Origin of the sequence: Paenibacillus sp. 8b26, assembly GCF_050626875.1 — a bacterium.
Classification (GTDB): domain Bacteria; phylum Bacillota; class Bacilli; order Paenibacillales; family Paenibacillaceae; genus Paenibacillus.
Genome location: NZ_CP192445.1, coordinates 3194474 through 3217790, shown reverse-complemented (window position 1 = coordinate 3217790; position 23317 = coordinate 3194474). Strand labels below are relative to the sequence as shown.

The following is a 23317-nucleotide window of genomic DNA, read 5'->3' as shown; positions in this document are numbered from 1 at the left end:
AATCAGCACGGAGGGTTTCTATAAATGACTTATTGCGATTCCAAACTCAAAATATTTACTTGTAACTCCAATCCGAAGTTGGCCCACCAGATTGCGGACTACATCGGAATTCCAATGGGGGAATCCCATACCACATCGTTTAGTGACGGTGAAATCCAAATCAAGCTGTCTGAAAGTGTGCGCGGTTGCCACGTATACATTGTGCAGTCGACTTGTCTGCCAGTTAACGACAACTTGATGGAGTTACTGGTTATGATTGATGCACTCAAGCGGGCTTCCGCCAAAAGCATTAATGTCGTTATGCCATATTACGGCTATGCCCGTCAGGATCGGAAAGCACGTTCGCGTGATCCGATCACGGCGAAGCTTGTCGCTAACCTGATTGAAAAAGCGGGTGCTCACCGTGTAATTAGTATGGATTTGCATGCGATGCAAATTCAGGGATTCTTTGATATTCCGGTGGATCACATGTTCGGCGCGCCAATTCTGGCCCAGTATTTCCGTTCGAAGCAGATTGAAAATCCGGTTGTCGTTTCCCCTGACCACGGTGGTGTTGTGCGTGCGCGGAAGTTAGCGGATTTCCTGAATGCTCCGCTGGCTATTATCGACAAACGTCGTCCTGAGCCGAACGTAAGTGAAGTAATGAACATCATCGGAAATATTGAGGGTAAAACTGCTATTCTGATTGATGACATTATTGATACAGCGGGAACCATCGTGCTGGGCGCGAATGCGCTCAAGGAAGGCGGCGTAACGGACGTGTATGCGTGCTGTACGCATGCCGTGCTCTCCGGGCCTGCTATGGAAAGACTGGAGAATTCACCGTTAAAAGAGGTGGTCGTGACGGATACCATTCCAATCGTTCACCCCAATCCGACAAGCAAGCTGAAGGTATTATCTGTGGCCCCATTAATGGGAGAAGCCATTATCCGTGTGCATGAGGAATTGTCAATCAGCAAACTGTTTGAAATCGAATAAGCGCTGGCTCATTAAAAAAAGGGGTTGCCTCTTCCAACTGGAAAAGGTAACCCCTATCAGCATGTCAGGCTAAAAGCCCGGTCTGGATATAAACGTGAAGCACTGACGATTGTATAGCGTGTCTTCCATTTCGACAAAATGCTCGTTAAAACGCGCAATGATGCCAATCTGGATATGTACATTCCCGTCATAGACTTGGACAGGAACCGAATGTTTTAAATGATATAGAAAATGGCTTTCATATAAGAGGATATCACCCTGATTGAGCATACCAGCACGCACCTTCCTGTTCAGTATAACTATTTTACCAAAAAATCAAGACTTCGAAAGAGGGTGTCACGGTTTATGAAGTGGATTGTAGGATTGGGCAACCCCGGTCCCCAATACGAAAAAACGAGACATAATGTTGGATTTATGGCGCTGGATGCTCTGGCCGCCCGTCATAACATCCAGATTAACCAAAGCAAATGTAAGGCATTGATTGGAGAAGGACATATTGGCGGAGTAAAAACCGTGCTGATCAAGCCGATGACCTATATGAATCTCTCGGGCGAGTCTCTGCGTGCTTATATGGACTATTACAAAGCGGATATGGATGATTTGGTCGTGGTTTACGATGATTTGGATACAGAAGTCGGCAAAATAAGACTCCGCTATCAAGGTAGTGCAGGCGGGCATAACGGGATCAAGTCGATTATCCAGCATACCGGCACACAATCCTTTAATCGGGTTCGTATGGGTATTTCCCGCCCTGAGCCTGGATACGCCATTGTGGACTACGTTCTGGGAACCTTTCCTAAGAAGGAGAAGGAATTGCTGGCTGGAATGATAGAGGACACGTGTGATGCCTTGGAATACAGCTTGGATCATCCTTTTGAACGGACCATGGCTGAATTCAATAAGTAAGGTCTGGAACAGGCAGGATGGGCTTAAATGGGAGTTTGTTGGACATACTGAAAGGTATAGAAAACTTTCAGGAGGCATATACATTACATGATTGTGAATTATGTATGCAGACATTGTCGAACTTTCTTGGGACGGATTGATTCCGCTGCAATAACCGAAGAAAGGTTGGGCTTCCATTCCTTGACCCCTGCCGAACGTAGAGATATAATAGCGTATAATTCGGGCGGTGAAGTGACCGTCAAAGTCATTTGCGAGCATTGCAACCAGGCGCTGGAAAATAATCCGGAGCTAAGCCTGCTCGTAAATCCGCTCCAATAACAGGTATTCAACTGGTCTCATGTACCAGCTTGAGAGGTGAAGCGGCAATCCCGCTTATGGAGCCTTGGCAGCATTGCTGAGGCTTCTTTTTCGGTTTGCTGCTTTCCCCAGAGTAAGCGTGTAATACCTGTTGCTGTTCAGTTACATGCCGTTATTGTGAATAAATTTACATGCAACTATTTATAAGCATAAAGGGGTGCCTTTTTTGTTACAAGCACTTATTCAGGCTTTTACCAAGGATGCTGATTATGCATCCATTGCAGCAGGTATATCATCAGGCATGAAGGAACAGCTCATATCTGGTTTGTCGGGCTCTTCCCGACAGGTACTGGTGGCCGCGCTTGCCGAAGATACCGGACGACCGATCCTGGTCATGACGCACAACATGTTTGCCGCTCAAAAAATTGCAGATGATTTGCAGGAAGCGCTTCCTCCTGAACGGGTTTTGTTGTACCCCTCGAATGAGCTGGTGGCTGCTGAAGCCGCCATATCCAGCCCGGAGACGCTATCTCAACGAATTGAAGTATTGATACGATGCGCCCAGGGTTTTCGTGGGATTGTTGTCGTGCCGTTTTCTGGTGTCCGGCGTTTGCTGCCGCTCCCAGAGACGTGGCGTGAAGCCCGAATCGAGCTGAAAGAAGGCGAAACGATTCAACTGGAGCCGTTTTTGCTGCATATGGTCGAGATGGGGTACCAGCGGGTGGAGCGTGTAGAATCACGTGGAGAGATGAGTGTTCGTGGCGGGATTATTGATTTTTATCCGATGACAACCCGTTGGGGCTACCGCGTGGAGCTGTTTGATGATGAGATTGACTCCATCCGTATGTTCGACCCGCAAGATCAGCGTTCGGTGGAAAAGGTACAGGAAGTTATCGTAACGCCGTGTAAGGAAGTCATCGCGGATAGCGCTCGTATGGATCAGGCGGCAGATGCCGCTGCGATTCTGTTGGAGGAGCAGCTCGGCAAAATGACAGACCGTCAGGCCAAGCTGCATCTGAAAGAGGAGATTCACCGCGAAATTGAGCTGCTGCGGGAGCATGTGTATTTTGACGAAATCTATAAATATATCTCGTTGTTGTATCCCGAACGCAAAACCTTGGCAGATTACATGCCGGAAGACACCATTCTGATCATTGACGAGCCGGCGCGGATGCTGGAAACAGCCAAGCAGCTTGAACGGGATGAGTCCGAGTGGAATTTGCATTTGCTTCAAAACGGTAAAACGTTACCGCAGCTAGAGCTGTCGGATAACGCGGACAATCTGCTGTATAACCGGAGATTCCAGACGTTGTTCCTGTCGATCTTCCTCCGTCAGGTTCCGCATACACAGCCGCAAAATATTTTGAATTTCATCTGCCGGGGTATGCAGGATTTCCACGGTCAAATGAATGTGCTCAAGGCGGAAATGGATCGCTGGCGCAAGGCGGGCACACAGGTTATGATGCTGGCGAGTGGAGACGAGCGGCTGGATCGGATGCGCCGGGTGCTTCAGGATTACGGTATTGATGAGCCAACGATGGCTATCGGCAATTTGCAAAGTGGTTTTGAGATGCCATCTATTCATTTGGCAGTGATCACTGAGGGCGAAATGTTCTCGCAAAAGCAGCGCAAAGCACGCAAGCAGGGCCGTCATGTGGACAACGCAGAGCGGATTAAGAGCTATAGCGAGCTGAAGGTGGGCGACTATGTCGTACACCAGAATCACGGGATCGGGAAGTACATGGGGATCGGTACGCTGGAGGTTGGCGGTATCCATAAGGATTACATGCACATTCTCTATGCGGGCGGCGATAAGCTGTCTGTACCGATTGAGCAGATTGACCTAATTCAGAAGTATGTCGGCTCAGAGGACAAGGAACCTAAGATTTACAAGCTGGGCGGAAATGAATGGACACGGGTGAAGAGCAAGGTTCGCAGCTCGGTTCAGGATATTGCTGATGATTTGATCAAGCTGTATGCAGAACGGCAGTCAGCGCCGGGTTTTGCTTTTGAAAAGGATTCACCGGAACAGCAGGAATTTGAGGATATGTTCCCGTATGAAGAGACACGTGACCAGATTCGGGCAATTGAAGAGATCAAGAAGGACATGGAGCAGAGCCGTCCGATGGATCGTTTGCTGTGTGGTGATGTGGGCTACGGCAAGACAGAGGTTGCCATCCGCGCTGCGTTTAAGTCGGCTATTGAGGGCAAGCAGGTGGCCGTGTTAGTACCGACGACGATTTTGGCACAGCAGCATTATGAGACGTTCCGTGAGCGCTTTTCCGGGTATCCGTTCAACATTCAGGTGTTGAGCCGTTTCCGTTCGCGCAAGGAGCAGAATGAGACGATTAAAGGGGTTCGTCAGGGGACGGTCGATATTGTCATTGGCACCCATCGCTTGCTGTCGCAGGATCTGGTGTTTAAGGATCTGGGGATGCTCATTGTCGATGAGGAGCAGCGGTTTGGTGTGACGCACAAGGAAAAGCTGAAAAAGCTGAAAACGAATGTGGACGTGCTGACGTTAACGGCTACGCCTATTCCGCGTACGCTACATATGTCTATGCTCGGGGTTCGCGATTTGTCGGTCATTGAGACACCGCCGGAAAACCGTTTTCCCGTGCAGACTTATGTTGTCGAGCACAGCCAAACGTTGGTGCGTGAGGCGATTGAACGCGAGATGGCACGTGGAGGACAGGTGTACTACCTGTATAATCGCGTACAGGGCATTCAGGAAATGGCCGCCGAGATCAATGCGCTTGTGCCGGATGCCAAGGTGGGCGTGGGTCACGGTCAGATGTCCGAATCCGAGCTGGAGAAGACCATTTTGGACTTCCTGGACGGTGAATACGATGTACTGGTCAGCACCAGCATTATTGAGACGGGGGTAGATATTCCGAATGTGAATACACTCATCGTGCATGATGCCGATAAAATGGGGTTGTCCCAGCTTTATCAGCTGCGTGGGCGTGTAGGCCGTTCCAACCGGATTGCCTATGCTTATTTTACGTACCAGCGGGATAAGGTGCTAACGGAAGTGGCAGAGAAGCGCCTTCAGTCGATCAAGGAGTTTACGGAGCTGGGCTCCGGGTTCAAGATCGCGATGCGCGATTTGTCGATTCGCGGAGCGGGGAATTTGCTCGGTGCAGAGCAGCACGGATTCATTGCATCCGTCGGTTTCGACCTTTACTCGCAAATGCTGGCTGAGGAAATTAATAAACGTAAGGTTAGCGTACTTGGAGAAGAGGATCTGTCGAATCGAAATTGGAGTACGTCCATTGATTTGGGCGTGGATGCTTACCTGCCGGGAGATTATATTTACGACAGCATTCAGAAGATTGAGATTTATAAAAAGGTTGCGGCAGTCAGCACGTTTGACGAGGCTATGGAGCTGGAGGATGAGCTGGTCGACCGCTTTGGCGACTTGCCGGAGGCTGTGCGTCATTTGTTGGCTGTGGCCCGTCTCAAGGTGTACGGACGCATGTATGGCATTGAGTCCATTGTCCAGCGGGATGACAACATCGTGTTGAAATTCCACGAAGGGCGCCAGCAGGCGGTGCAGACCGCCAAACTTGCGGAGATTGGCAATCGCTTTGAAAGACGTGTACAATTTGAACAGGGCACTCCTATGAGCGCACGCATCAAAGGCAGAGGTCTGGATGATCCACAGATACTAGAGCTGCTGGAGCAATTTTTGAGTGCACTAAAAGATGCATTCACATTGAAGGAGGAACTGCAAAATGTCACAACCAAATAAAAGAAAACCTTGGAGAATGCTATCGGTGGCCATTGCCGCGGTGCTGGCTATATCGGTGCTGGCGGCATGTACGAAGCAAGCCGAGGAGAGTAAGATCAAGGACCAACCGAAGGACAGTAGTAAGGTTGTCGTGACCTACACTGGCGGAACCATTACGGAAAATGAGTTTAACCAGGAAATCAGTATGATGAAATTCCTGTATCCGGAATATGGAGCGATGCTTGCTTCGGATCAGGTGCGGGAGCAAATTGCCAAGCAAGAAGTGGTGTACAAGCTTTTGGCTGAAAAAGCGGACGATAAGGCCAAGGAACAGGGCGCCAAAGAAGGAACCGAACAACTGGAGCAGTATAAAAAGTCGGTTGGAGATGCTAAATTCAAGACATTTTTAAGTGATCAAAAGCTGACTGAGCAGGGTGTGAAGGATTACTTTACGCGTGTGATGACGGTGATCAACAGTGAGACGAACAAAGTGACGGACGATCAGCTGAAACAGGAATTTGAGAAAAACAAAGATCAATTCACGACAGCAACCGTGCGCCATGTACTGATTAATTTTGAAGATCCAAAAACGAAGAAACAACGCAAGAAAGAAGATGCTCTCAAGCTGGCCAAAGAAGTGAAGGCGAAGCTGGATGGCGGAGCTGATTTTGCGACGATTGCCAAGAAATACTCAGAAGATCCGGGTTCGGCTTCCAATGGCGGTTTGTATGAGAATGCATCCGTAGCCCAATGGGTGCCTGCTTTCAAAGAAGCAGCCGAGAAGCAGCCGATCAATAAAATCGGTGATCCGGTGGAAACGGAATACGGATATCACATCATCAAGGTGGAATCCCGCAATGAGCCTACGTTTGATAAATTGAAGGACAACGAAAAGGCTGCTCTGAAAAACAAGCTGGCTGGTGAAAGTATTCAAAACTTTACTGAAAAAGATTTGGTGAAGCTTGATTTGAAAATCAACCTGCCGAAAGTACCTGCTACGCAAGAGAAAAGTGGCACCACATCGGGCACTGGCAGCACAACTGCGCCTGGAGGCACAACAAGTGGCACCAGTGATACCAAAGCAGGAACAACCAAGGACGGAGCTACAACCGAAGGTAAATAACTGAACATGCATAAGGAATTGGGAACAGATGAATACTATGGTCAGATATCACCATAAACACCATGACCGTGACGTTCTTCGTGACCGCTTCCGGGGGAGCGGAAGCGTCTTTCGATACCGTCAGTAGTTGACTAAATTCTTCTTGAGAAAGTGGGGCAACATGTGAAATGAAAGCTACTGGTATAGTTCGCCGTATTGATGATCTGGGGCGGGTAGTTATTCCTAAGGAAATTCGCCGCACCTTGAGAATTCGTGAAGGAGATCCGCTTGAAATTTTTGTGGATCGTGACGGAGAAGTCATTTTGAAAAAGTATTCACCTATCGGTGAACTTGGTGATTTCGCCAAAGAATACGCTGAGTCCCTGTTTGAAAGCACAGGCCATATTACGATGATCACTGACCGCGACACCATTATTACGGTGGCCGGAGGCTCCAAAAAAGAGTTTCTGGACAAGCCGGTCGGCAGCATTATCGAAGGCAGTATGGATAATCGCAAAACGGTACTGGAAACAGCCAGCGGCTCCTATGAGCTGACCCGAGACCACGAAGAAACACTCTCGTCCTTTGTGGCGGCTCCCATTGTTTCGGGTGGTGATCCTATTGGTTCCGTTGTGTTGCTGAACAAGGACGAAAACGTGAAGATGGCCGAAATGGAGATCAAAATGGCTGAAACAGCCGCTGGTTTCCTCGGCAAACAAATGGAACAGTAATCCCCCGTTCCGACCCTGTAAGACGTATTGAATGGCGAAAGCCGTCTGTCGTCTTGCAGGGTTTTTTTCTTTCCGGAGAAAGAGGCGGTATAATAGGACTCGTGAAAGATGCATATTTCATGTAGGAGTGGGGAACGGACGATGCAGGAAAATCGCGCCGCATCGCGGCTGCTACGGGGTGCTGTCATTTTGACACTGGCGGCGGTAGCGAGCAAGCTGATCGGCACATTGCAAAAAATCCCGCTGCAAAATATCGGCGGTGACGGCGTTTTCGGTATTTATAATACGGTTTATCCTTTCTATACGCTGTTGATTACCATTGCTGCTGCTGGATTTCCGACAGCGATATCCAAATTTGTAGCAGAGTATGAGGCGGTGGGAAACCGGGCCGCAGGGCAACGCGTAGCCCGGTTATCCTCCCTTGTATTGGGCATGTTTGGTGTGATTCTGGGTGTGCTGATGTATACGTGCGCACCGCTGATCGGTCAGTGGATCGACAATGCTCATGTCATTCCCTCGGTGAGGGCGGCGGCCTTTGCCTTTTTGTTCGTGCCGGTTATGGCGGGGCTAAGGGGATATTTTCAGGGTTTGCAAAATATGATCCCGACCGCTGTTTCCCAAGTGACGGAGCAGACGGTACGGGTGGGTGTGATGATCATGCTGTTGCTGCTCATGCTGTCGCAAGGAGCCGGACCCGATATTATTGCTGCTGGAGCTGTTTTTGGTTCTGCGGCTGGCGGGGCAGCGGGTCTGGTCGTCATGCTGCTATTCTGGCGCAACCACAGGAAGAAGCTTAGAAGGCAAGGGAGGCTGTCTGAGCAGGCTTTGCAGGTCGCTGGGAAGACAGAGCAGATGGGCATACAGGAGACTGCGTCTGGACGTTCTGGCGTCATAGAGAGAACGACGGACGATTTGGTGAGTGGCAGTCGTGCTGTCGTATCAGGTGTGCTAGAGAGTGCAGCCGGGACAGCGCAGGAACGGGCTGGAGAAGCTCACCGGACGGAGAGCTACGGTGCTTTGCTAAAAGCATTGCTTCGTTATGCCCTGCCTGTTTGCCTGGGAGCGCTGGCGGTTCCGCTGATTAGTTTGGTGGACACGTTTACGGTACCACGCTTGTTAAAGCAGGAGGGATTGGACGATACAGGGGTTATGGTGGCCTTCGGTGTCTACAACCGAGGTCTGCCGCTTGTACAACTGGTGATGATGTTTGCCACCACGTTGTCGGCATTGTTCATTCCGTCGCTGGCGGAAGCCCGGGTAACGGGCGGCACGGAGCTGGCGCGCCGCCAGTGTGAGCAATCGCTGCGCTGGTTCTGGCTGTTGGGACTAGCCGCCGCGACAGGCTTAATTGTTCTGGCGGTGCCCGTCAATGTGATGCTGTACGCGGATGACACCGGTAGCGGAGTCATGCGCTGGATGGCGCTGACTGCCGTAGGCGGCACGCTCAGCATCATCTCGGCTGCGCTACTGCAAGGGCTGGGCGCAGTTCGTGCCCCAGCCTTGGCGATGCTCGCCGCAGCCGCAGCCAAGGCGCTGCTGAACTGGCTGCTCGTGCCGCAGTTGGGCACGGCTGGCGCCGCCATCGCGGGAGCCGCCGCCTATCTGCTGGCGGCGGCGATCAATATCGCGCTGCTCGCTCGTCTGGCGGGGCTGCGCTGGAGCTGGTCCGCCAGCGTGCTCAAGCCGGCGGTACTGCTTGTCGCCTTGGCCTGCGCAGCTGCGGCGGCGATGTGGGGCACCAGCGCGGCGCTGGGTGCCTTGGGGTGGGCCGCCGGAGGCCGTGCCACGGCGGCGGCGGAAAGCCTGCTGGGCGTAGCCGCAGGCGCCGTGGCGTTTGTGATCGGCCTCGCACGCTTGAGGCTGATCACGGAGGCGGAGCTTGCGGCGGCGCCCAAGCTCGGACGCCCACTGGCAGCCGTGCTGCGCAGACTGCGTGTGCTGGCGTAGCCTTGTGGCTATGCCGCTTGCGGTTGCGCGGTGGGGTAGCCATTTTATGAGCCTGTATATACTTTGTGGTATAGTAGTGCCAAAGGAAGCGGAAGCAGGCAACGCGCCGTATATTTACGGAGTGTGTGCCACGTTTCTGCGGAACGGAGGATTGGACATGAGCGCAATACTAACAGTCGTAGGATTAGGCTCGGGAGACCCGGATCAGCTTACGATAGGGATATTGAACAAAATGCGGAGCGCCTCGGCGTTGTACCTGCGGACGAAGGAGCACCCGGCGGTTCAAGTGCTGGATGAGTATGAAGTGGCCTTTGAGTCGTTTGACACCGTGTATGAGACCAAGGAATCTTTTCCAGAGGTATACGAGGAAATTACCAGTCAGTTGATAGTAGCTGCTAAAGCAGCGGACGGAAGCGAAATCGTCTATGCCGTTCCGGGTCATCCGATGGTAGCGGAAGCGGTGGTACAATTGCTCAAAGAGCGTTGCCCTGCGCAGGACATTCAACTGAACATCCTTGGCGGCGAAAGTTTTCTGGATGAAGCTTTTGTGCGTCTGGGTTTTGACCCGATTGAAGGTTTCCAGTTGTTGGACGCAGGTACGCTGGATGCGAGCTGGCTTCAACCTCAGTTGCACACGCTGATCGGACAGGTATATGACACGTTTACGGCTTCGGATGTGAAGCTGTGTTTAATGGAGCGCTATCCTGACGACTATGAGGTCTATGTAGGTCATGCGCTTGGTGTGGAGGGCGAGGAAGCGGTGCATAAAGTGCCACTGTACGAGCTGGATCGGGTGGAGGGCTACGGAAACCTGTCTCTGGTGTACATACCGCGCAGTGAAAATGAGGCGCTGAAACGGCGTTCTTTTGACCGTCTGCATGAGATTGTTGATATTTTACGCAGTCCGGAAGGTTGTCCATGGGACCGGGAACAGACACATCAGTCGATCCGCAAAAATCTGATCGAGGAAACCTATGAAGTCATCGAAACGATAGATGAGGACGACCCTGAGCACATGAAGGAAGAGCTGGGTGATCTGCTGCTGCAAATTTTGCTGCATGCCCAGATGGAAGAGGAAGTCGGAACCTTCAATGTGTATGATGTGATTCAAGGGCTGAATGACAAGCTGATATTCCGCCATCCGCACGTGTTTGGAGACAATCAGGCGAATGATGCGGAAGAGGCGCTGCAAAACTGGGAACAGATGAAAGCCGAGGAAAAACGGATGAAAGGCACAGCGTCAGCACAACCTTCCGTACTGGATGGTGTCCCGCGTGATTTGCCTGCTCTCATGAAGTCGTACAAGCTCCAGAAAAAGGCGGCAAAAGTAGGCTTTAACTGGGAGAACATTGAAGGTGTATTCGATAAATTGGACGAAGAAGTGGCTGAGCTGAAGGAAGCAGTTCGTGAGGGGCATTCCGTGGATGCGCAGTTGCTGGAGTTGGGCGACGTGCTATTTGTTGCCGTGAACGCAGCCCGTTTTATGGGAGTTGATCCAGAAGAGGCGCTGTCGGCCACCAACCGCAAATTTGTCGACCGATTCCAGTACATTGAGGAACGATTACGCGAGCAGGGACGACGTCCCGAGGACAGCAGCGTAGATGAGATGGAGACGTACTGGCAGGAAGCGAAAAAGACTCTTGGCAGACACTAGGCCGTAAAGGCTGAAAATCCCCTTGTGAAGCGTGTCGGTTTGAGAAGACTTGCCAATGGGGAGGCTTTTGTAGTAGGATGTTGGCTTAACTGGGGTCGAATTAAAAAACGACTGCCATTGCAGGATTTTTAAGGCCAAGCCAGAATAACTTGTAGTAATTCTGAAAATAACTGTTTTCTACGGGCAACCGTATGCCAGTTGTGTTCAGAGCGGCTTCGGCCGCAGTTTGACCTCACGTCTGCCCCATTTCATGGACATGCAGCGTGATGATTATTTTTTGATATTTGGGAGGCTTTTAACTTATGAACAAGACAGATCTGATCAACAATATTTCCAGCAAAAGCGGTTTGAGCAAACGTGACGTTGAAGCTGTATTGAATGGCGTTCTTGGTGAAATTACAGATGCACTCGCTAGCGGTGACAAAGTGCAACTGATTGGCTTTGGTACTTTCGAAACGCGCAAGCGTTCCAGCCGTACAGGCCGCAATCCACAAACCGGTAACACGATTGAAATTCCAGAATCGACCGTTCCTGCTTTTAAAGCCGGTAATAAGCTTAAAGAAGCCGTTAACTAATGCGTCTTGATAAATTCTTGAAAGTCTCGCGGCTGATTAAGCGGCGTACGGTAGCCAAGGACGTCTCCGAACAGGGGAGAGTCGTGGTGAACGGACGCGAAGCCAAGCCGAGCAGTGCGGTCAAGGTGGGCGATGAAATTACCGTCCAGTTTGGCCAGAAGCTGGTGACTGTGCGAGTGGAACGGCTCGCCGACACTACACGCAAGGACGAGGCTGCAAGTATGTACACATTAGTGAAGGAAGAGCCCATTGCCAGAGACAATGGTTTGAACTGGTAACTGGATCTAACTTTCTAATATGCAGTACATTAAAGCATCCCTTCATATTCTCATGAAGGGATGCTTTTTCTTATGCAGTTTCTTATTCGTGCAGTTCTAAATCCCGTTGTCCCCTTCATAAGCTAAGAACAGAAGGAGGGGTACATGCCATGATTGAACAAGGGAAGCCCAAGCACCATGACCTGCGCATGCAAAGCCGAAAGCAGCTCGACATTTCAGGCGTCAGCAATGTGGAGAGCTTCGATAGTGAAGAGTTCCTGCTTCAGACCGAGCTGGGTCATCTCACCATTCGCGGACAGCATTTACATATCAAAAATCTCAGTCTGGAAGAGGGGCTGCTGTCCATTGAAGGTCTGATTACTTCCCTCGTCTACCTGGAGCCCGGGGCCCCGGCCAAAAACGGAAAAAGCCTATTCGGCAAGCTCTTCAAATGAACCCTCACACACAATGGCTGACATTGACGTGGATGCTGCTGTCGGGCATAGCCATGGGAGTGGTGTTCGACAGCTACCGGGTGCTGTCCATCCGCTTTCATTTTGCCCGTTGGAGCATTCATATGTTGGACGTGCTGTATTGGGTGGCCTCGGCCCTGTTTATTTTCCGTGTGCTGTACGCGAGTAATCGCGGTGAGCTGCGGTTTTATGTCTTTTTAGGACTACTTTTGGGGGTTTGGCTCTATTTTTGGGCCTTTAGTGTTACAACCCAACGTTTTGTGGTAATGTTATTAGAGATAGTCCGCAGACTGACGTTGATCGTGAACAGCATACTGCGCATCCTGATTGTTCATCCGGTGTTGGCGCTGTATCGGCTGGTACGCAAGCTGGTCGGATGGACATGGGCACTCATTGTGTTCCTGGGAAGGATGCTGATATACATCCTGATGCCGGTTTGGAAGCCGCTCGTTTGGCTGATCGGTCCGCTTAAAGCGCGCTGGAGGACTCCAGAATTGCTTGTGAAGCTCGGCATCAGACTGAAAAACACAGCAAAAAGATGGTTTGGAAGGAGGTAGTATCATGCGTAATTCGTCTGTAGATCGCCATTCATCTCCTACGTCCAAGTCCAATGCCGGCGGGCGCAGGCGAATCATGATTTGGTTGCTATCGCTTGCCGCCTTTGGTAGTTGGGCTATTTTCACCTTTTTTTCTCAAGGTATGATTATGGCCGATCGAAGTGAACAGCTCACCCAGAAGGAAAAACAGAAGCAAGCTGCTACACAAACGGAACAACAGCTCCAAACTGAAGTCAATCGTCTCAAGGACCCCGAGTATATCGGAGAAATTGCCAGAAGCAAGTACGGTCTTTACAAACCGGAAGAGACGCCGATCATCGGGGAGCAAAAATAGGCGCATCATCGGGCCAATGCTTAGTTGACCTTGGTTCCGCCATTTTGTATAATCAAATCACCACAGCGGGATTTTTTTGCAAAAAAATCGGTTGTATATTTTAAGGGAGGATCATTTTATTCTATGGCAATTGAAGTGGGCACCAAGTTAGAGGGCAAAGTGACAGGCATCACGCATTTTGGAGCATTTGTGGATTTGTCTGGAGGTGTCACGGGTCTCGTTCACATCTCGGAAATCGCCGATAACTACGTTAAGGATGTTAACGATCACCTGAAGATTAATGATGTCGTGACGGTGAAAGTCATTAATGTTGACAAAGACGGCAAAATCGGACTTTCCATTAAGCAAACGATTGACAAGCCGGCAAGTGAAGCCCGTCCGCCAAGAGCTCCAAGACCGGAGCGCACAGGAGGACCAGGCGGAGGCGACCGTTTCGGCGGTGGAGGTTCAGGTCCAAGTCAAGGACGCGGTGGCGGTGGTGGCGGTGGGTTCAACCGCGATCGTGGAGGCCGTTCGTTCAAGCCTGCACCGGGTAAACCTTCATTTGAGGATAAAATGTCACGCTTCCTGAAAGATAGTGAGGAACGCATTTCGTCGCTGAAAAAGAACACCGAAGGTAAACGCGGAGGACGCGGCGCGAAGCGTGTTTAATTCACTTTGACAACCGTATCAACCATACACGGAAAACCGTACAGTCGAAAGACTGCTACGGTTTTTTTGCGTTCTGCCGACAATAGTTGAAATACGTGCAGGGCGATGGGAGCGTGGGAGATCCATCTGACTGTAATCTTGCATGCGTTTTATGATATTCAAGATTTGTTGAAGAAAAAGCAGGGCGTTCAAGCTGAAAAGTGGACGTTTTTTTTGTCGTGTGGACATAATCGTCCGACAAACTCCAACGGTTTTCCGTCTATCTTCTGGGCTAATCGCTAGTCTAAGCGAAAGTGTGGGCGACAGGAAGAGGTCTTGTAAGGAGAGGGAGTTCGTAATTACCATACGCTTCCAAGCGGACGTGGCTTGGCATTGGGACGGATGCTCTGTGCTTTCGCGCAGAACGTTTTTTTGTCGGAAATTTCTTGGAATAAGACGTGAGGTTCTGACAAACTTTCTCAATCGTTCCGGTTTAAGATGGGAACATCAAATTGATGAATGGGGTGCCTGACGCATGATGGAGAAATGGAACGTGGTACATTTTCCAGGGTTGAAATCCAGAAAGTCCAAATCTAAAGAACGTACGGAAGGTTGGTCTTCCAGACTCAAGAAGCGGCTGGATTCACATAAAGCAGTGCAATGGGTAACGGCGCAAAGATGGATGCTGCTATTGTCTGCTATGGGATTTTTACTGGGACGCGCCACCATTTTGGACGAGCTATCCCCTTTTGCCCTCGCTTATTTTGCAGTCATCATGTTCCTGCGGCGTGATCTGATGCTGCCTGTGGCTGTATCGGTCGTGTTGGGCAGTCTGCTTGCTCCTTATCCATCGTTGTTCATGATTGGCGGCGAGCTGCTTGTATTCTATCTCCTGTATCGCGGGTTACGAACCTTTGATCGGCTGGAATTATCTTATGCCCCGCTTATGGTTTTCCTGTCTGTATTTATGGTCAATTTATTTTACGCCGTGATGGCCCCGTCCTTCACATGGTATGACCTTATCATCGTGGGAACGGATGCGGTTCTCAGCTTTATGCTGACACTCGTTTTTACGCAGGCCATTCCATTATTTACGTATCGCAAAAAGACAAGCCAGCTCAAAAATGAGGAAATTTTGTGTCTGATCATTTTACTGGCCTCTGTGATGACGGGAGCGGTAGGATGGACGATTCACTCACTGTCTGTCGATCATGTGCTATCTCGCTATTTGGTCTTGGTGTTCGCCTTGGTGGGGGGCGCTTCGCTAGGTGCTTCGGTCGGTGTGATTACCGGTTTAATTTTAAGCTTGGCCAATATGTCTGCGATTGTGCAGATGAGCTTGCTCGCATTTGCCGGTTTGCTGGCAGGGATGCTGCGTGAAGGGCGAAAAGGCGCAGTGGCGCTAGGGATGTTGCTAGGTTCCTCAATTCTGACGATCTATTTGGATGGGACCGGGGACGTGCTGACATCAACCTGGGAGAGCTGCGCGGCGATTCTATTATTCTTAATGACCCCAAAAAGTTTCTTTAAAGCGGTTTCTACCTATGTTCCTGGTACGCAGGATCACGCCAAATCCCAGCATGAGTATGCCAAAAGGGTCCGTGATCTCACTGCCGAGCGGGTAACGAAATTTTCCCGCGTATTCAGTCAGCTATCCCGCAGCTTTCACCAGATATCTGCGAGTGAGAGCGCGAAGTCGGATGGTGAAATCGAGCATTTTATGAACGCTGTGGCGGAGGGAACATGTGCCTCCTGCTTTAAGTGCGAGCAGTGCTGGGACGGAAAGTTTATGCAAACTCATCAGTATATGACGGAAATGATGAGTGCGATTGAGGAGAATCCGGATTTGGAGCCGGAGCAGATGCCGCCACAGTGGAGCAAGGCGTGCGCCAAGACGGGCGCGGTGCTGCAAGTGATGAAGCAACAGTATAGCCTCTACCAGCATAATATGCAGTGGAAACGCCAAGTATACGACAGTCGTCAGCTTGTTGCTGACCAGCTATCTGGCGTGTCACAGATTATGGAGGATTTGGCGCGGGAAATTCAGCGTGAAGGGCAAACGATGCATCGGCAGGAGGAACAAATACGAGAGGCGCTTGATCGGCTGGGCTTGTCCATACAATCCATTGAGATTATTAATCTGGATGCAGGCCAAGTAGAAATTGAGATTGTCCATGCCTATACAAGGGGATTCGACGAATGCCGGAAGATCATTGCTCCACTGCTGTCGGACATATTGGACGAGCATATTGCTGTGATGCGCGAAACGGCGGCAGATCGCCGCCAGGGATTGGCCACGGTCATGTTTGGCTCCGCCAAAACGTATGAAATTGCCACGGGAGTAGCAAGCGCTGCCAAAGGAGGGGATTTCTTCTCGGGAGACAGCTACAGCATGATGGAGCTGGGGAACGGAACCTTTGCGGTCTCTTTGAGCGATGGCATGGGCAACGGAGAGCGGGCGCAGCAAGAGAGCAGTGCGGCGCTTAATATTTTGGAGGAATTACTGCAATCCGGCATGGATGAGAAACTGGCGATCAAGTCGGTCAACTCGGTCCTGATGCTGAGATCACGCGAGGAAATGTATGCTACGGTCGATATGGCGCTGATTGATCAGTATACGGCCCGGACGACATTCATGAAAATTGGGTCAACGCCGAGCTTTATTAAAAGAGGGGAGGAGGTCATTCCCGTATCTGCTAGTAATTTGCCGATTGGCATTATACAGGATATTGAAATTGATCTGGTGTCGCTTCAATTACAGCCGGGTGATATTTTGATCATGATCACAGATGGCATATACGACTCGCCGGGTTATGCGGTAAACAAGGAAATATGGATGAAGCGCATGATTCAGGAAATTGAAAGCGATGACCCGCAGCAGTTGGCCGACTGTCTATTGGAACGAGTTATTCGCTACCAGCAAAATCAAATCTATGATGACATGACGGTAGTTGTTAGCAAAATAGATCATTTCCGCCCAGAATGGGCCACGCTTCATGTACCGGGTATGAGCTGGATGGAGCGCCCGCGTACGGTTAGCTGAATAGACATTGCCCGGGAAATTCCGCCTCCATTTTAAAAATCCGTATTCTTCGTTTGAATCGTTCCAGATTCGGCAAAGATAGAATCTATCGGAATAGATTACGAGGAAGCGGGAGGTCAAAAAGCTATGAAGCAAATTTTGATCATTACAGACGGATGCTCTAATGTGGGTGTCAGTCCGGTCATGGCGGCGGCTCAGGCTTTACAGGAAGGCATTACGGTGAACGTAGCCGGAGTCATAGATTACGGGACGATTGGTGAGCTTGGAAGTACGGAGATTCAGGAAATCGCTAAAGCGGGAGGAGGTTTTAGCCAAATTGTAGGCACGAAGCAATTGGCGCAGACCATGCAGATGATGACGCGCAAAACAGTGGTTCAAACGATTCAGCAGGCGGTTAATAGAGAGTTAACGCATATTTTGGGTGAGGGGGGCGCCCGGCATATCGGTGAACTGCCGCCGGCCAAACGGGCACAGGTGGTTGAGGTGATGGATGAACTGACAGAAACCAGCGCTTTGGAAATTGCTTTGCTCATTGATGCCAGTGCGAGCATGAAGCCCAAGCTGCCTGCCGTAGAAGACAGCATTCGGGATTTGCTGCTCAGTTTACAGTCCAGAAGCGGGCCTAGCCGTATTTCTGTCTTTCATTTTCCGGGGGGACGGATGGGTGAAGATGCGGTCATGGATATTGGTTGGACCTCTGAACTTAGCCAGGTCAAGTCGATATTCGGCCGTTTGCGGATGAAGGGGGCGACTCCAACGGGTCCAGCCATTTTACAAGTGATTGATTATTACCGATATGTTACACTAGGGGAACAGAAAGATATGGAAGAATCCTATGGCAAAGGAGAAGGGATGCTCGGTGACTACGTCGTCTGATCCCGTTCTTGCACCCGGAACGGTCATCAAGGGCAAGTGGAAGCGGAGCAGCTATGTCATTCAGCGACTGCTGGGCCGGGGGGCGAACGGAACTGTATATTTGGTAAAAGAGGCACAGGCAGATCGACAATTTGCTCTGAAAATGGGGAAGAACACGCTTGATCTGCAATCAGAGATTAACGTGCTGACCACATTGCAGTCGCAGGGAACCCAATCCGCTCTCCAGCAAAACGGACATCCATCCTTTTTGTTCGAGGTGGACGATGTATCCTTGCGTAGCGGTGGGGAAATACCCTTTTATGTCATGCGATACGTCAAGGGAGATCCGCTTCATCGTTTTGTGGCGCTCAAGGGAGCGGAATGGTATGGTGTGGCTGGAACTGGCATACTTAATCGTTTGGCTGATCTGCATCAGGCAGGATGGGTATTTGGCGATTTGAAGCCTCAAAATATTTTGGTCAATGCCTATGGAGAAGCCGAGTTGATTGATTATGGCGGGGTGTCCCTTGCGGGACGGAGCGTTAAGCAATTTACAGAATGGTATGACAGGGGATTCTGGAATGCGGGCAGTCGAAATGCCGATTCACAGTATGATCTGTTTGCCTTCGCCCTTCTAACTATTCATATATTGGAGGGCGAATCGTTAAAAGTAGCTGCGGGCAGGCTGCCACAGCTACGTAATACGGCGGAATTGACCATCATCATTCGCCGTAGCCGTGTATTACGACCCTATGCCGAATGGCTGGTGGGTGCAGTGCGTGGAGAATATCCCGATACCCGTGTGGCGGCTCGTTCCTGGTCGCGTCTGGCTTCTGCGCATGTCAGGCAATCGTCCGTGAAAAGAGGAAATCCGCGCTGGCTGGGATATGCTTTCACGCTCTCGCTTTTGCTGCTTGCCGGAGCGCTCTGGATTGCGCTAAGGTAGCGGCAGGACTTACATAAGATAACAGATGATCATCATTTTTACGGTCGGCAGAAAAGAGGGTCGTGAATGGGAACAACAAAACCGACCGGTGTTGTACAGGAAGTGCTCGCCCTCGCGCGAGATCATTCGCTGTGGAGCCCCGGAGACCGCATCGTGGTTGCTGTATCCGGAGGGCCGGATTCGGTGGCCCTTTTGCACATTTTACATGAGATATCCGTCGTACATATGCCTTTGCAGTTGATCTGTGCTCACGTCCATCATGGCTTCAGGCCGGAGGAATCGGATGCGGAGGCTGAGGAGGTACGCCACATGGCTCGGAAACTTGATGTTCCGTTTGAAATGATTCGGGTTGATGTGCCCGTTTATATGAAGGAGAGCGGCAAGGGGCCGCAGGAAGCGGCTCGCGAGCTGCGCTATGCCTTTTTGCATGATACGGCTGCAAAGTGGGCGGCACAGCATATTGCGATGGCTCATCACGGGGATGATCAGGCCGAAACCGTTCTTCTGCACTTGCTGCGCGGTAGCGGCCCGGCGGGTCTGGCGGGTATGCGGCTGACACGCAAGGAAAAAAATGTGCAACTCATTCGCCCGTTGCTACGTATGTACAAGGCTGACCTGATCGAGTTCTGCAAGTTTCATGACCTTTCCTATGTAACGGACAGCACCAATTTATTATCGAAATACCGCCGTAACGCCATTCGTATGGATGTGCTTCCTTTTTTGGGGCAATATAATGAGCAACTGACACCGTCCCTGAACCGGCTGGCCGAAACGATGGCTGAGGAAAATGATTTTATGGAGGCATCCACGCTGGCGGTGTACGAGGAACTAGTACACTTGGATAATGGCAGGCATATGTTTTCCATTGCTTCCTACCGCAAGTTATCCGTTGCTTTACAACGGAGGTTGATTAAACTAATATTAAATTATCTGCCTTCGGACAGTGAAAATTTAGATTTTCGTAAAATTGAGACCGTTCGACTGAGGCTTCTCCAGGAACGGCCGTCCACGTGGAGTTTGGACTTGGGCGGCGGTGCGGTTGGAATCCGCGAATATGACCAAGCGGTTTTGTTTAACCGTACGCAAGGCGTTATGGGCGAATGGTGCTATGGACTGGACGTATTGCCTATTTCCGGTGAGCTTGAATTGCCTGAGGCGGGTGGTGTACTTCGGTGGCGAAGAACTTCCTATTCGGATGGACCCAATCCGCCGAATGAGGAGGAAGCGTGCTTCGACGCGGATGAATTAGCCCTGCCTTTGACAATACGCTCGCGATTACCTGGAGATACCATGTATGTAATGGGATTAAACGGAAGAAAAAAGGTTAAAGATATTTTCATTGATGAAAAAATACCTCCTTCGCTGCGTCCCATTATTCCCGTCGTCTGCGACCACTCCGGAGCTATTCTCTGGATTCCGGGCGTGCGGCGTTCTGTACATGCCGCGGTGCAAAAGCACACGTCTTCGGTTATATACATGTCATGGCAAAGACAGGAGAGTCCAGGGCATCGGTAATTGCGCAGGAATGGCTTTCATAGTATAAACTTAGGAGGTTTACACCGTTGCAGAATGATATTCAGGAAGTATTAATCAGCGAAGAAGAAATTCAGAGTAAAATCAAGGAATTGGGCGCACAGCTCAGCGTGCAATACGAAGGAAAGAATCCGTTGGTGATCTGCGTGCTGAAGGGTGCGTTTATCTTTATGGCGGATTTGGTCAAAGCTATTACAGTACCATTGGAGCTTGATTTCATGGCTGTATCCAGTTACGGTGTGTCCACCAAATCATCGGGCGTCGTTAAAATTATTAAGGATTTGGACGCTTCGGTTGAAGGACGCGACGTTCTGATCGTCGAAGATATTATCGACAGTGGCCTGACGTTGACTCATTTGATTGAATTGCTTAAGAACCGTAATGCCAATTCGGTATGTGTCGTAACCTTGTTTGACAAACCTGCCCGCCGGACGGTTAATCTTGAAGCTGATTATACCGGCTTTACTCTTCCGGATGCGTTTGTTGTCGGTTATGGTCTGGATTATGCCGAGCACTACCGGAACCTCCCATACATAGGGATTTTGAAGCCGGAAATCTACACCAGCTAATCTCAGCCTCCAGTCCTAGGACTAAATAGGGTCCTTTGTTGAGAAGGGCTTATAGGCTATGGTAAAATAACTTAAGTGTTTCGAGAGGAGGTAGGGGATGAATCGGTTCATCCGGAATTCTGGTTTTTATTTGATTCTTTTTTTAGTTGTGGTGGGCATCGTTCAGTTTGTCAGCAACAGTAACGAAGCCTCCGATCTCCCTAGATATGACCAATTACGGCAAGAGGTTAAAGCTAATAATATCTCTAAAGTAACGGTCCAATTTGACGGTTACGCCTATCTTGTAACCGGTGCATATAAGAAGCAGCCGGCTAATGCCAAATCCACCAATTTTTCTGTGTATGTTCCGCCAACGGACTCTGCTTTAACCGAATTGGTTAACGCTAGTGAAACGAACGGGTTTGAATACGTACAGAAGAAAATGGAAGGCGAAAGCATTTGGCTAACGTTCTTGACTTCTATTGTTCCTTTGGTGATCATGTTCCTGTTGTTCTTCTTCCTGTTCAATCAGGCGCAGGGCGGTGGCGGCAAAGTTATGAACTTCGGCAAGAGCAAAGCCCGTCTTTATAACGAAGAGAAGAAGAAAGTTACCTTCGAAGACGTGGCAGGAGCCGACGAAGAGAAGCAAGAGCTTGTTGAAGTCGTAGAATTCTTGAAGGACCCGCGTAAGTTCGCAGCTGTGGGCGCCCGTATTCCAAAAGGTGTCCTGTTAGTGGGCCCTCCGGGTACTGGTAAAACACTCTTGGCAAGAGCTGTTGCAGGCGAAGCCGGAGTACCGTTTTTCAGCATTTCGGGTTCTGATTTTGTAGAAATGTTCGTCGGTGTCGGCGCTTCCCGTGTACGGGATCTGTTCGAAAACGCGAAAAAGAACGCACCATGTATCATTTTCATTGATGAAATTGATGCTGTCGGACGTCAACGTGGCGCTGGATTGGGTGGCGGACATGATGAACGTGAGCAGACGCTTAACCAATTGCTCGTTGAGATGGATGGATTCGGAGCGAACGAAGGTATTATCATCGTAGCTGCAACGAACCGTCCGGATATTCTGGATCCGGCATTGCTTCGTCCGGGACGTTTTGACCGTCAAATTACAGTTGATCGCCCAGACGTTAAAGGTCGCGAAGCTGTGTTGTTTGTACATGCACGCAACAAGCCATTAACTAAAGATGTTAAAATGGATGTTATCGCGAAGCGTACAACAGGCTTTACAGGCGCTGATCTGGAAAACCTGTTGAACGAAGCTGCGTTGTTGGCAGCCCGTCGTGACCGTAAAGATATTTCGATGCGAGAAGTGGATGAAGCGATCGACCGTGTTATCGTAGGTACAGAAAAACGCAGCCGCGTAATCAGTGACCGCGAGAAACGGATTGTAGCTTATCACGAAGCAGGCCATACGATTATCGGCTTCTTCTTGGAAAATGCCGACATGGTTCACAAGGTAACGATAATTCCACGTGGACGCGCAGGCGGATATGTCATCATGCTTCCGAAGGAAGATCGCATGCTGACGACCAAGCAGGAATTGCTGGACAAAATCACTGGTTTGCTGGGTGGACGTGTATCCGAGGAACTGTTCATTGGTGAAATCGGAACGGGTGCCTACAGTGACTTCCAACAAGCAACAAGTATCGCACGCAGCATGATCGTGGAATACGGTATGAGTGAGAAACTCGGTCCAATGCAGTTTGGCACTTCGCAAGGCCAGGTATTCCTTGGACGGGATATCGGTCATGAGCAGAACTACAGTGATCAGATCGCTTATCAGATTGACCAGGAGATGAACCGTTTCATCACCGAGTCTTATGAGCGTGCCAGAGAACTCCTGACCAAATATTCCAAAGAGGTTCATTTGATCGCCCAAACCTTGCTGGTTGAAGAAACTCTGGAACTTGAGCAAATTAAACGTTTGATCGAGACAGGTTCTTTGGACGGCAGCACGAATGAGGGAGAAGGTACACCGGAAAATGGTGAGCCTGTGATCGACAACATCGGAGACGTTCGTGTACGTATTCAAGGCAAGGATGACGAGCCAAAGAATACAACAGACCAACCGAATGATATTCCTAATCTGCAAAAGCCAGAGGACGGTAATAATTCGGGCAACTCTGGTGGCACTCCACCGACAACAACCTGATTATCAGGTTGACAGTTGAATAAGCGTAGATGAAAGCTCCGGAAAACCAGTAACTATTGG

21 protein-coding genes are annotated in these 23317 nt (G+C 50.2%); 20 read left to right on the top strand and 1 reads right to left on the bottom strand.

The genetic code is table 11. The annotated features are described in order from the left end of the window. The first annotated feature begins 24 nt into the window (after positions 1–24). Positions 25–978 carry a ribose-phosphate diphosphokinase gene (locus ACQ4MX_RS14730; RefSeq protein ID WP_014279037.1) on the top strand — a complete coding sequence of 318 codons (954 nt, stop codon included), beginning with the start codon at positions 25–27 and terminating at the stop codon, positions 976–978. A 69-nt stretch (positions 979–1047) separates the two neighbouring features. Here ACQ4MX_RS14730 and ACQ4MX_RS14725 read toward each other — a convergent pair whose 3' ends face one another. Continuing rightward, positions 1048–1248, bottom strand: a complete 201-nt coding sequence (locus tag ACQ4MX_RS14725) for a hypothetical protein (RefSeq protein WP_431085630.1) — start codon at positions 1246–1248, stop codon at positions 1048–1050. A 75-nt stretch (positions 1249–1323) separates the two neighbouring features. Here ACQ4MX_RS14725 and pth point away from each other — a divergent pair, with 75 nt between their 5' ends. The 19 genes from pth (at position 1324) to ftsH (ending at position 23257) form a co-directional block, all read left to right on the top strand. Then, positions 1324–1884, top strand: a complete 561-nt coding sequence (pth, locus tag ACQ4MX_RS14720; protein WP_134911738.1) for an aminoacyl-tRNA hydrolase — start codon at positions 1324–1326, stop codon at positions 1882–1884. A gap of 87 nt (positions 1885–1971) precedes the next feature. After that, positions 1972–2202 carry an anti-sigma-F factor Fin family protein gene (locus ACQ4MX_RS14715; protein ID WP_025682476.1) on the top strand — a complete coding sequence of 77 codons (231 nt, stop codon included), beginning with the start codon at positions 1972–1974 and terminating at the stop codon, positions 2200–2202. A 205-nt stretch (positions 2203–2407) separates the two neighbouring features. Next, positions 2408–5935 (top strand): transcription-repair coupling factor, encoded by a 3528-nt coding sequence (gene mfd / locus ACQ4MX_RS14710; protein ID WP_431085629.1) that lies wholly within the window; start codon positions 2408–2410, stop codon positions 5933–5935. After that, on the top strand, positions 5919–7037 hold the full coding sequence (locus tag ACQ4MX_RS14705; RefSeq protein WP_431085628.1) for a foldase protein PrsA: 1119 nt from the start codon (positions 5919–5921) through the stop codon (positions 7035–7037). The genes mfd and ACQ4MX_RS14705 overlap by 17 nt, the downstream gene beginning before the upstream one ends. A 167-nt stretch (positions 7038–7204) precedes the next feature. Then, complete coding sequence (spoVT, locus tag ACQ4MX_RS14700) at positions 7205–7747, top strand: stage V sporulation protein T (protein WP_134911735.1); 543 nt, start codon at positions 7205–7207, stop codon at positions 7745–7747. A gap of 141 nt (positions 7748–7888) precedes the next feature. After that, the gene (locus tag ACQ4MX_RS14695; RefSeq protein WP_431085627.1) at positions 7889–9694 is read left to right on the top strand and encodes a putative polysaccharide biosynthesis protein; all 1806 of its coding nucleotides are present in this window, start codon (positions 7889–7891) and stop codon (positions 9692–9694) included. A 157-nt stretch (positions 9695–9851) separates the two neighbouring features. After that, positions 9852–11348: a nucleoside triphosphate pyrophosphohydrolase gene (gene mazG / locus ACQ4MX_RS14690; RefSeq protein ID WP_431085626.1), complete on the top strand. Its 1497-nt coding sequence runs from the start codon at positions 9852–9854 to the stop codon at positions 11346–11348. A 302-nt stretch (positions 11349–11650) separates the two neighbouring features. After that, positions 11651–11923 carry an HU family DNA-binding protein gene (locus tag ACQ4MX_RS14685; RefSeq protein ID WP_007428028.1) on the top strand — a complete coding sequence of 91 codons (273 nt, stop codon included), beginning with the start codon at positions 11651–11653 and terminating at the stop codon, positions 11921–11923. After that, positions 11923–12201 (top strand): RNA-binding S4 domain-containing protein, encoded by a 279-nt coding sequence (locus ACQ4MX_RS14680; protein ID WP_014599342.1) that lies wholly within the window; start codon positions 11923–11925, stop codon positions 12199–12201. Before ACQ4MX_RS14685 ends, ACQ4MX_RS14680 begins: the two co-directional genes overlap by 1 nt. Positions 12202–12350: 149 nt before the next feature. Next, positions 12351–12635: a sporulation protein YabP gene (gene yabP, locus ACQ4MX_RS14675; RefSeq protein ID WP_014279048.1), complete on the top strand. Its 285-nt coding sequence runs from the start codon at positions 12351–12353 to the stop codon at positions 12633–12635. Beyond that, positions 12632–13210 carry a spore cortex biosynthesis protein YabQ gene (gene yabQ, locus ACQ4MX_RS14670; protein WP_431085625.1) on the top strand — a complete coding sequence of 193 codons (579 nt, stop codon included), beginning with the start codon at positions 12632–12634 and terminating at the stop codon, positions 13208–13210. The genes yabP and yabQ overlap by 4 nt, the downstream gene beginning before the upstream one ends. A 4-nt stretch (positions 13211–13214) precedes the next feature. After that, the gene (locus ACQ4MX_RS14665) at positions 13215–13544 is read left to right on the top strand and encodes an FtsB family cell division protein (RefSeq protein WP_044646042.1); all 330 of its coding nucleotides are present in this window, start codon (positions 13215–13217) and stop codon (positions 13542–13544) included. 123 nt (positions 13545–13667) lie between these two features. Then, positions 13668–14195, top strand: a complete 528-nt coding sequence (locus ACQ4MX_RS14660) for a S1 domain-containing RNA-binding protein (protein WP_025683065.1) — start codon at positions 13668–13670, stop codon at positions 14193–14195. A 514-nt stretch (positions 14196–14709) separates the two neighbouring features. Then, the gene (gene spoIIE, locus ACQ4MX_RS14655; protein WP_431085623.1) at positions 14710–17217 is read left to right on the top strand and encodes a stage II sporulation protein E; all 2508 of its coding nucleotides are present in this window, start codon (positions 14710–14712) and stop codon (positions 17215–17217) included. Positions 17218–17343: 126 nt separating this feature from the next. Further along, the gene (locus ACQ4MX_RS14650) at positions 17344–18093 is read left to right on the top strand and encodes a hypothetical protein (RefSeq protein WP_283654061.1); all 750 of its coding nucleotides are present in this window, start codon (positions 17344–17346) and stop codon (positions 18091–18093) included. Next, positions 18077–19018: a protein kinase domain-containing protein gene (locus tag ACQ4MX_RS14645; RefSeq protein WP_134914524.1), complete on the top strand. Its 942-nt coding sequence runs from the start codon at positions 18077–18079 to the stop codon at positions 19016–19018. Before ACQ4MX_RS14650 ends, ACQ4MX_RS14645 begins: the two co-directional genes overlap by 17 nt. Before the next feature lie 66 nt (positions 19019–19084). Beyond that, on the top strand, positions 19085–20533 hold the full coding sequence (gene tilS, locus ACQ4MX_RS14640; protein WP_431085622.1) for a tRNA lysidine(34) synthetase TilS: 1449 nt from the start codon (positions 19085–19087) through the stop codon (positions 20531–20533). A gap of 47 nt (positions 20534–20580) precedes the next feature. Beyond that, positions 20581–21120 (top strand): hypoxanthine phosphoribosyltransferase, encoded by a 540-nt coding sequence (hpt, locus tag ACQ4MX_RS14635; protein WP_014279057.1) that lies wholly within the window; start codon positions 20581–20583, stop codon positions 21118–21120. A 97-nt stretch (positions 21121–21217) separates the two neighbouring features. Further along, positions 21218–23257, top strand: a complete 2040-nt coding sequence (ftsH, locus tag ACQ4MX_RS14630; RefSeq protein ID WP_431085621.1) for an ATP-dependent zinc metalloprotease FtsH — start codon at positions 21218–21220, stop codon at positions 23255–23257. The last annotated feature ends 60 nt before the right edge of the window (positions 23258–23317 follow it).

What these genes read in the sequence shown, in the direction of transcription:
- ACQ4MX_RS14685 (WP_007428028.1), top strand. Translation starts at nt 11,651, where the DNA reads ATGAACAAGACAGATCTGATCAACAATATTTCCAGCAAAAGCGGTTTG.
- ACQ4MX_RS14650 (WP_283654061.1), top strand. Translation starts at nt 17,344, where the DNA reads ATGAAGCAAATTTTGATCATTACAGACGGATGCTCTAATGTGGGTGTC.
- ACQ4MX_RS14715 (WP_025682476.1), top strand. Translation starts at nt 1,972, where the DNA reads ATGATTGTGAATTATGTATGCAGACATTGTCGAACTTTCTTGGGACGG.
- ACQ4MX_RS14680 (WP_014599342.1), top strand. Translation starts at nt 11,923, where the DNA reads ATGCGTCTTGATAAATTCTTGAAAGTCTCGCGGCTGATTAAGCGGCGT.
- tilS (WP_431085622.1), top strand. Translation starts at nt 19,085, where the DNA reads ATGGGAACAACAAAACCGACCGGTGTTGTACAGGAAGTGCTCGCCCTC.
- ACQ4MX_RS14665 (WP_044646042.1), top strand. Translation starts at nt 13,215, where the DNA reads ATGCGTAATTCGTCTGTAGATCGCCATTCATCTCCTACGTCCAAGTCC.
- yabP (WP_014279048.1), top strand. Translation starts at nt 12,351, where the DNA reads ATGATTGAACAAGGGAAGCCCAAGCACCATGACCTGCGCATGCAAAGC.
- mazG (WP_431085626.1), top strand. Translation starts at nt 9,852, where the DNA reads ATGAGCGCAATACTAACAGTCGTAGGATTAGGCTCGGGAGACCCGGAT.
- ACQ4MX_RS14705 (WP_431085628.1), top strand. Translation starts at nt 5,919, where the DNA reads ATGTCACAACCAAATAAAAGAAAACCTTGGAGAATGCTATCGGTGGCC.
- ACQ4MX_RS14725 (WP_431085630.1), bottom strand. Translation starts at nt 1,248, where the DNA reads ATGCTCAATCAGGGTGATATCCTCTTATATGAAAGCCATTTTCTATAT.
- ACQ4MX_RS14695 (WP_431085627.1), top strand. Translation starts at nt 7,889, where the DNA reads ATGCAGGAAAATCGCGCCGCATCGCGGCTGCTACGGGGTGCTGTCATT.
- yabQ (WP_431085625.1), top strand. Translation starts at nt 12,632, where the DNA reads ATGAACCCTCACACACAATGGCTGACATTGACGTGGATGCTGCTGTCG.
- ftsH (WP_431085621.1), top strand. Translation starts at nt 21,218, where the DNA reads ATGAATCGGTTCATCCGGAATTCTGGTTTTTATTTGATTCTTTTTTTA.
- spoIIE (WP_431085623.1), top strand. Translation starts at nt 14,710, where the DNA reads ATGATGGAGAAATGGAACGTGGTACATTTTCCAGGGTTGAAATCCAGA.
- pth (WP_134911738.1), top strand. Translation starts at nt 1,324, where the DNA reads ATGAAGTGGATTGTAGGATTGGGCAACCCCGGTCCCCAATACGAAAAA.
- ACQ4MX_RS14730 (WP_014279037.1), top strand. Translation starts at nt 25, where the DNA reads ATGACTTATTGCGATTCCAAACTCAAAATATTTACTTGTAACTCCAAT.
- ACQ4MX_RS14660 (WP_025683065.1), top strand. Translation starts at nt 13,668, where the DNA reads ATGGCAATTGAAGTGGGCACCAAGTTAGAGGGCAAAGTGACAGGCATC.
- spoVT (WP_134911735.1), top strand. Translation starts at nt 7,205, where the DNA reads ATGAAAGCTACTGGTATAGTTCGCCGTATTGATGATCTGGGGCGGGTA.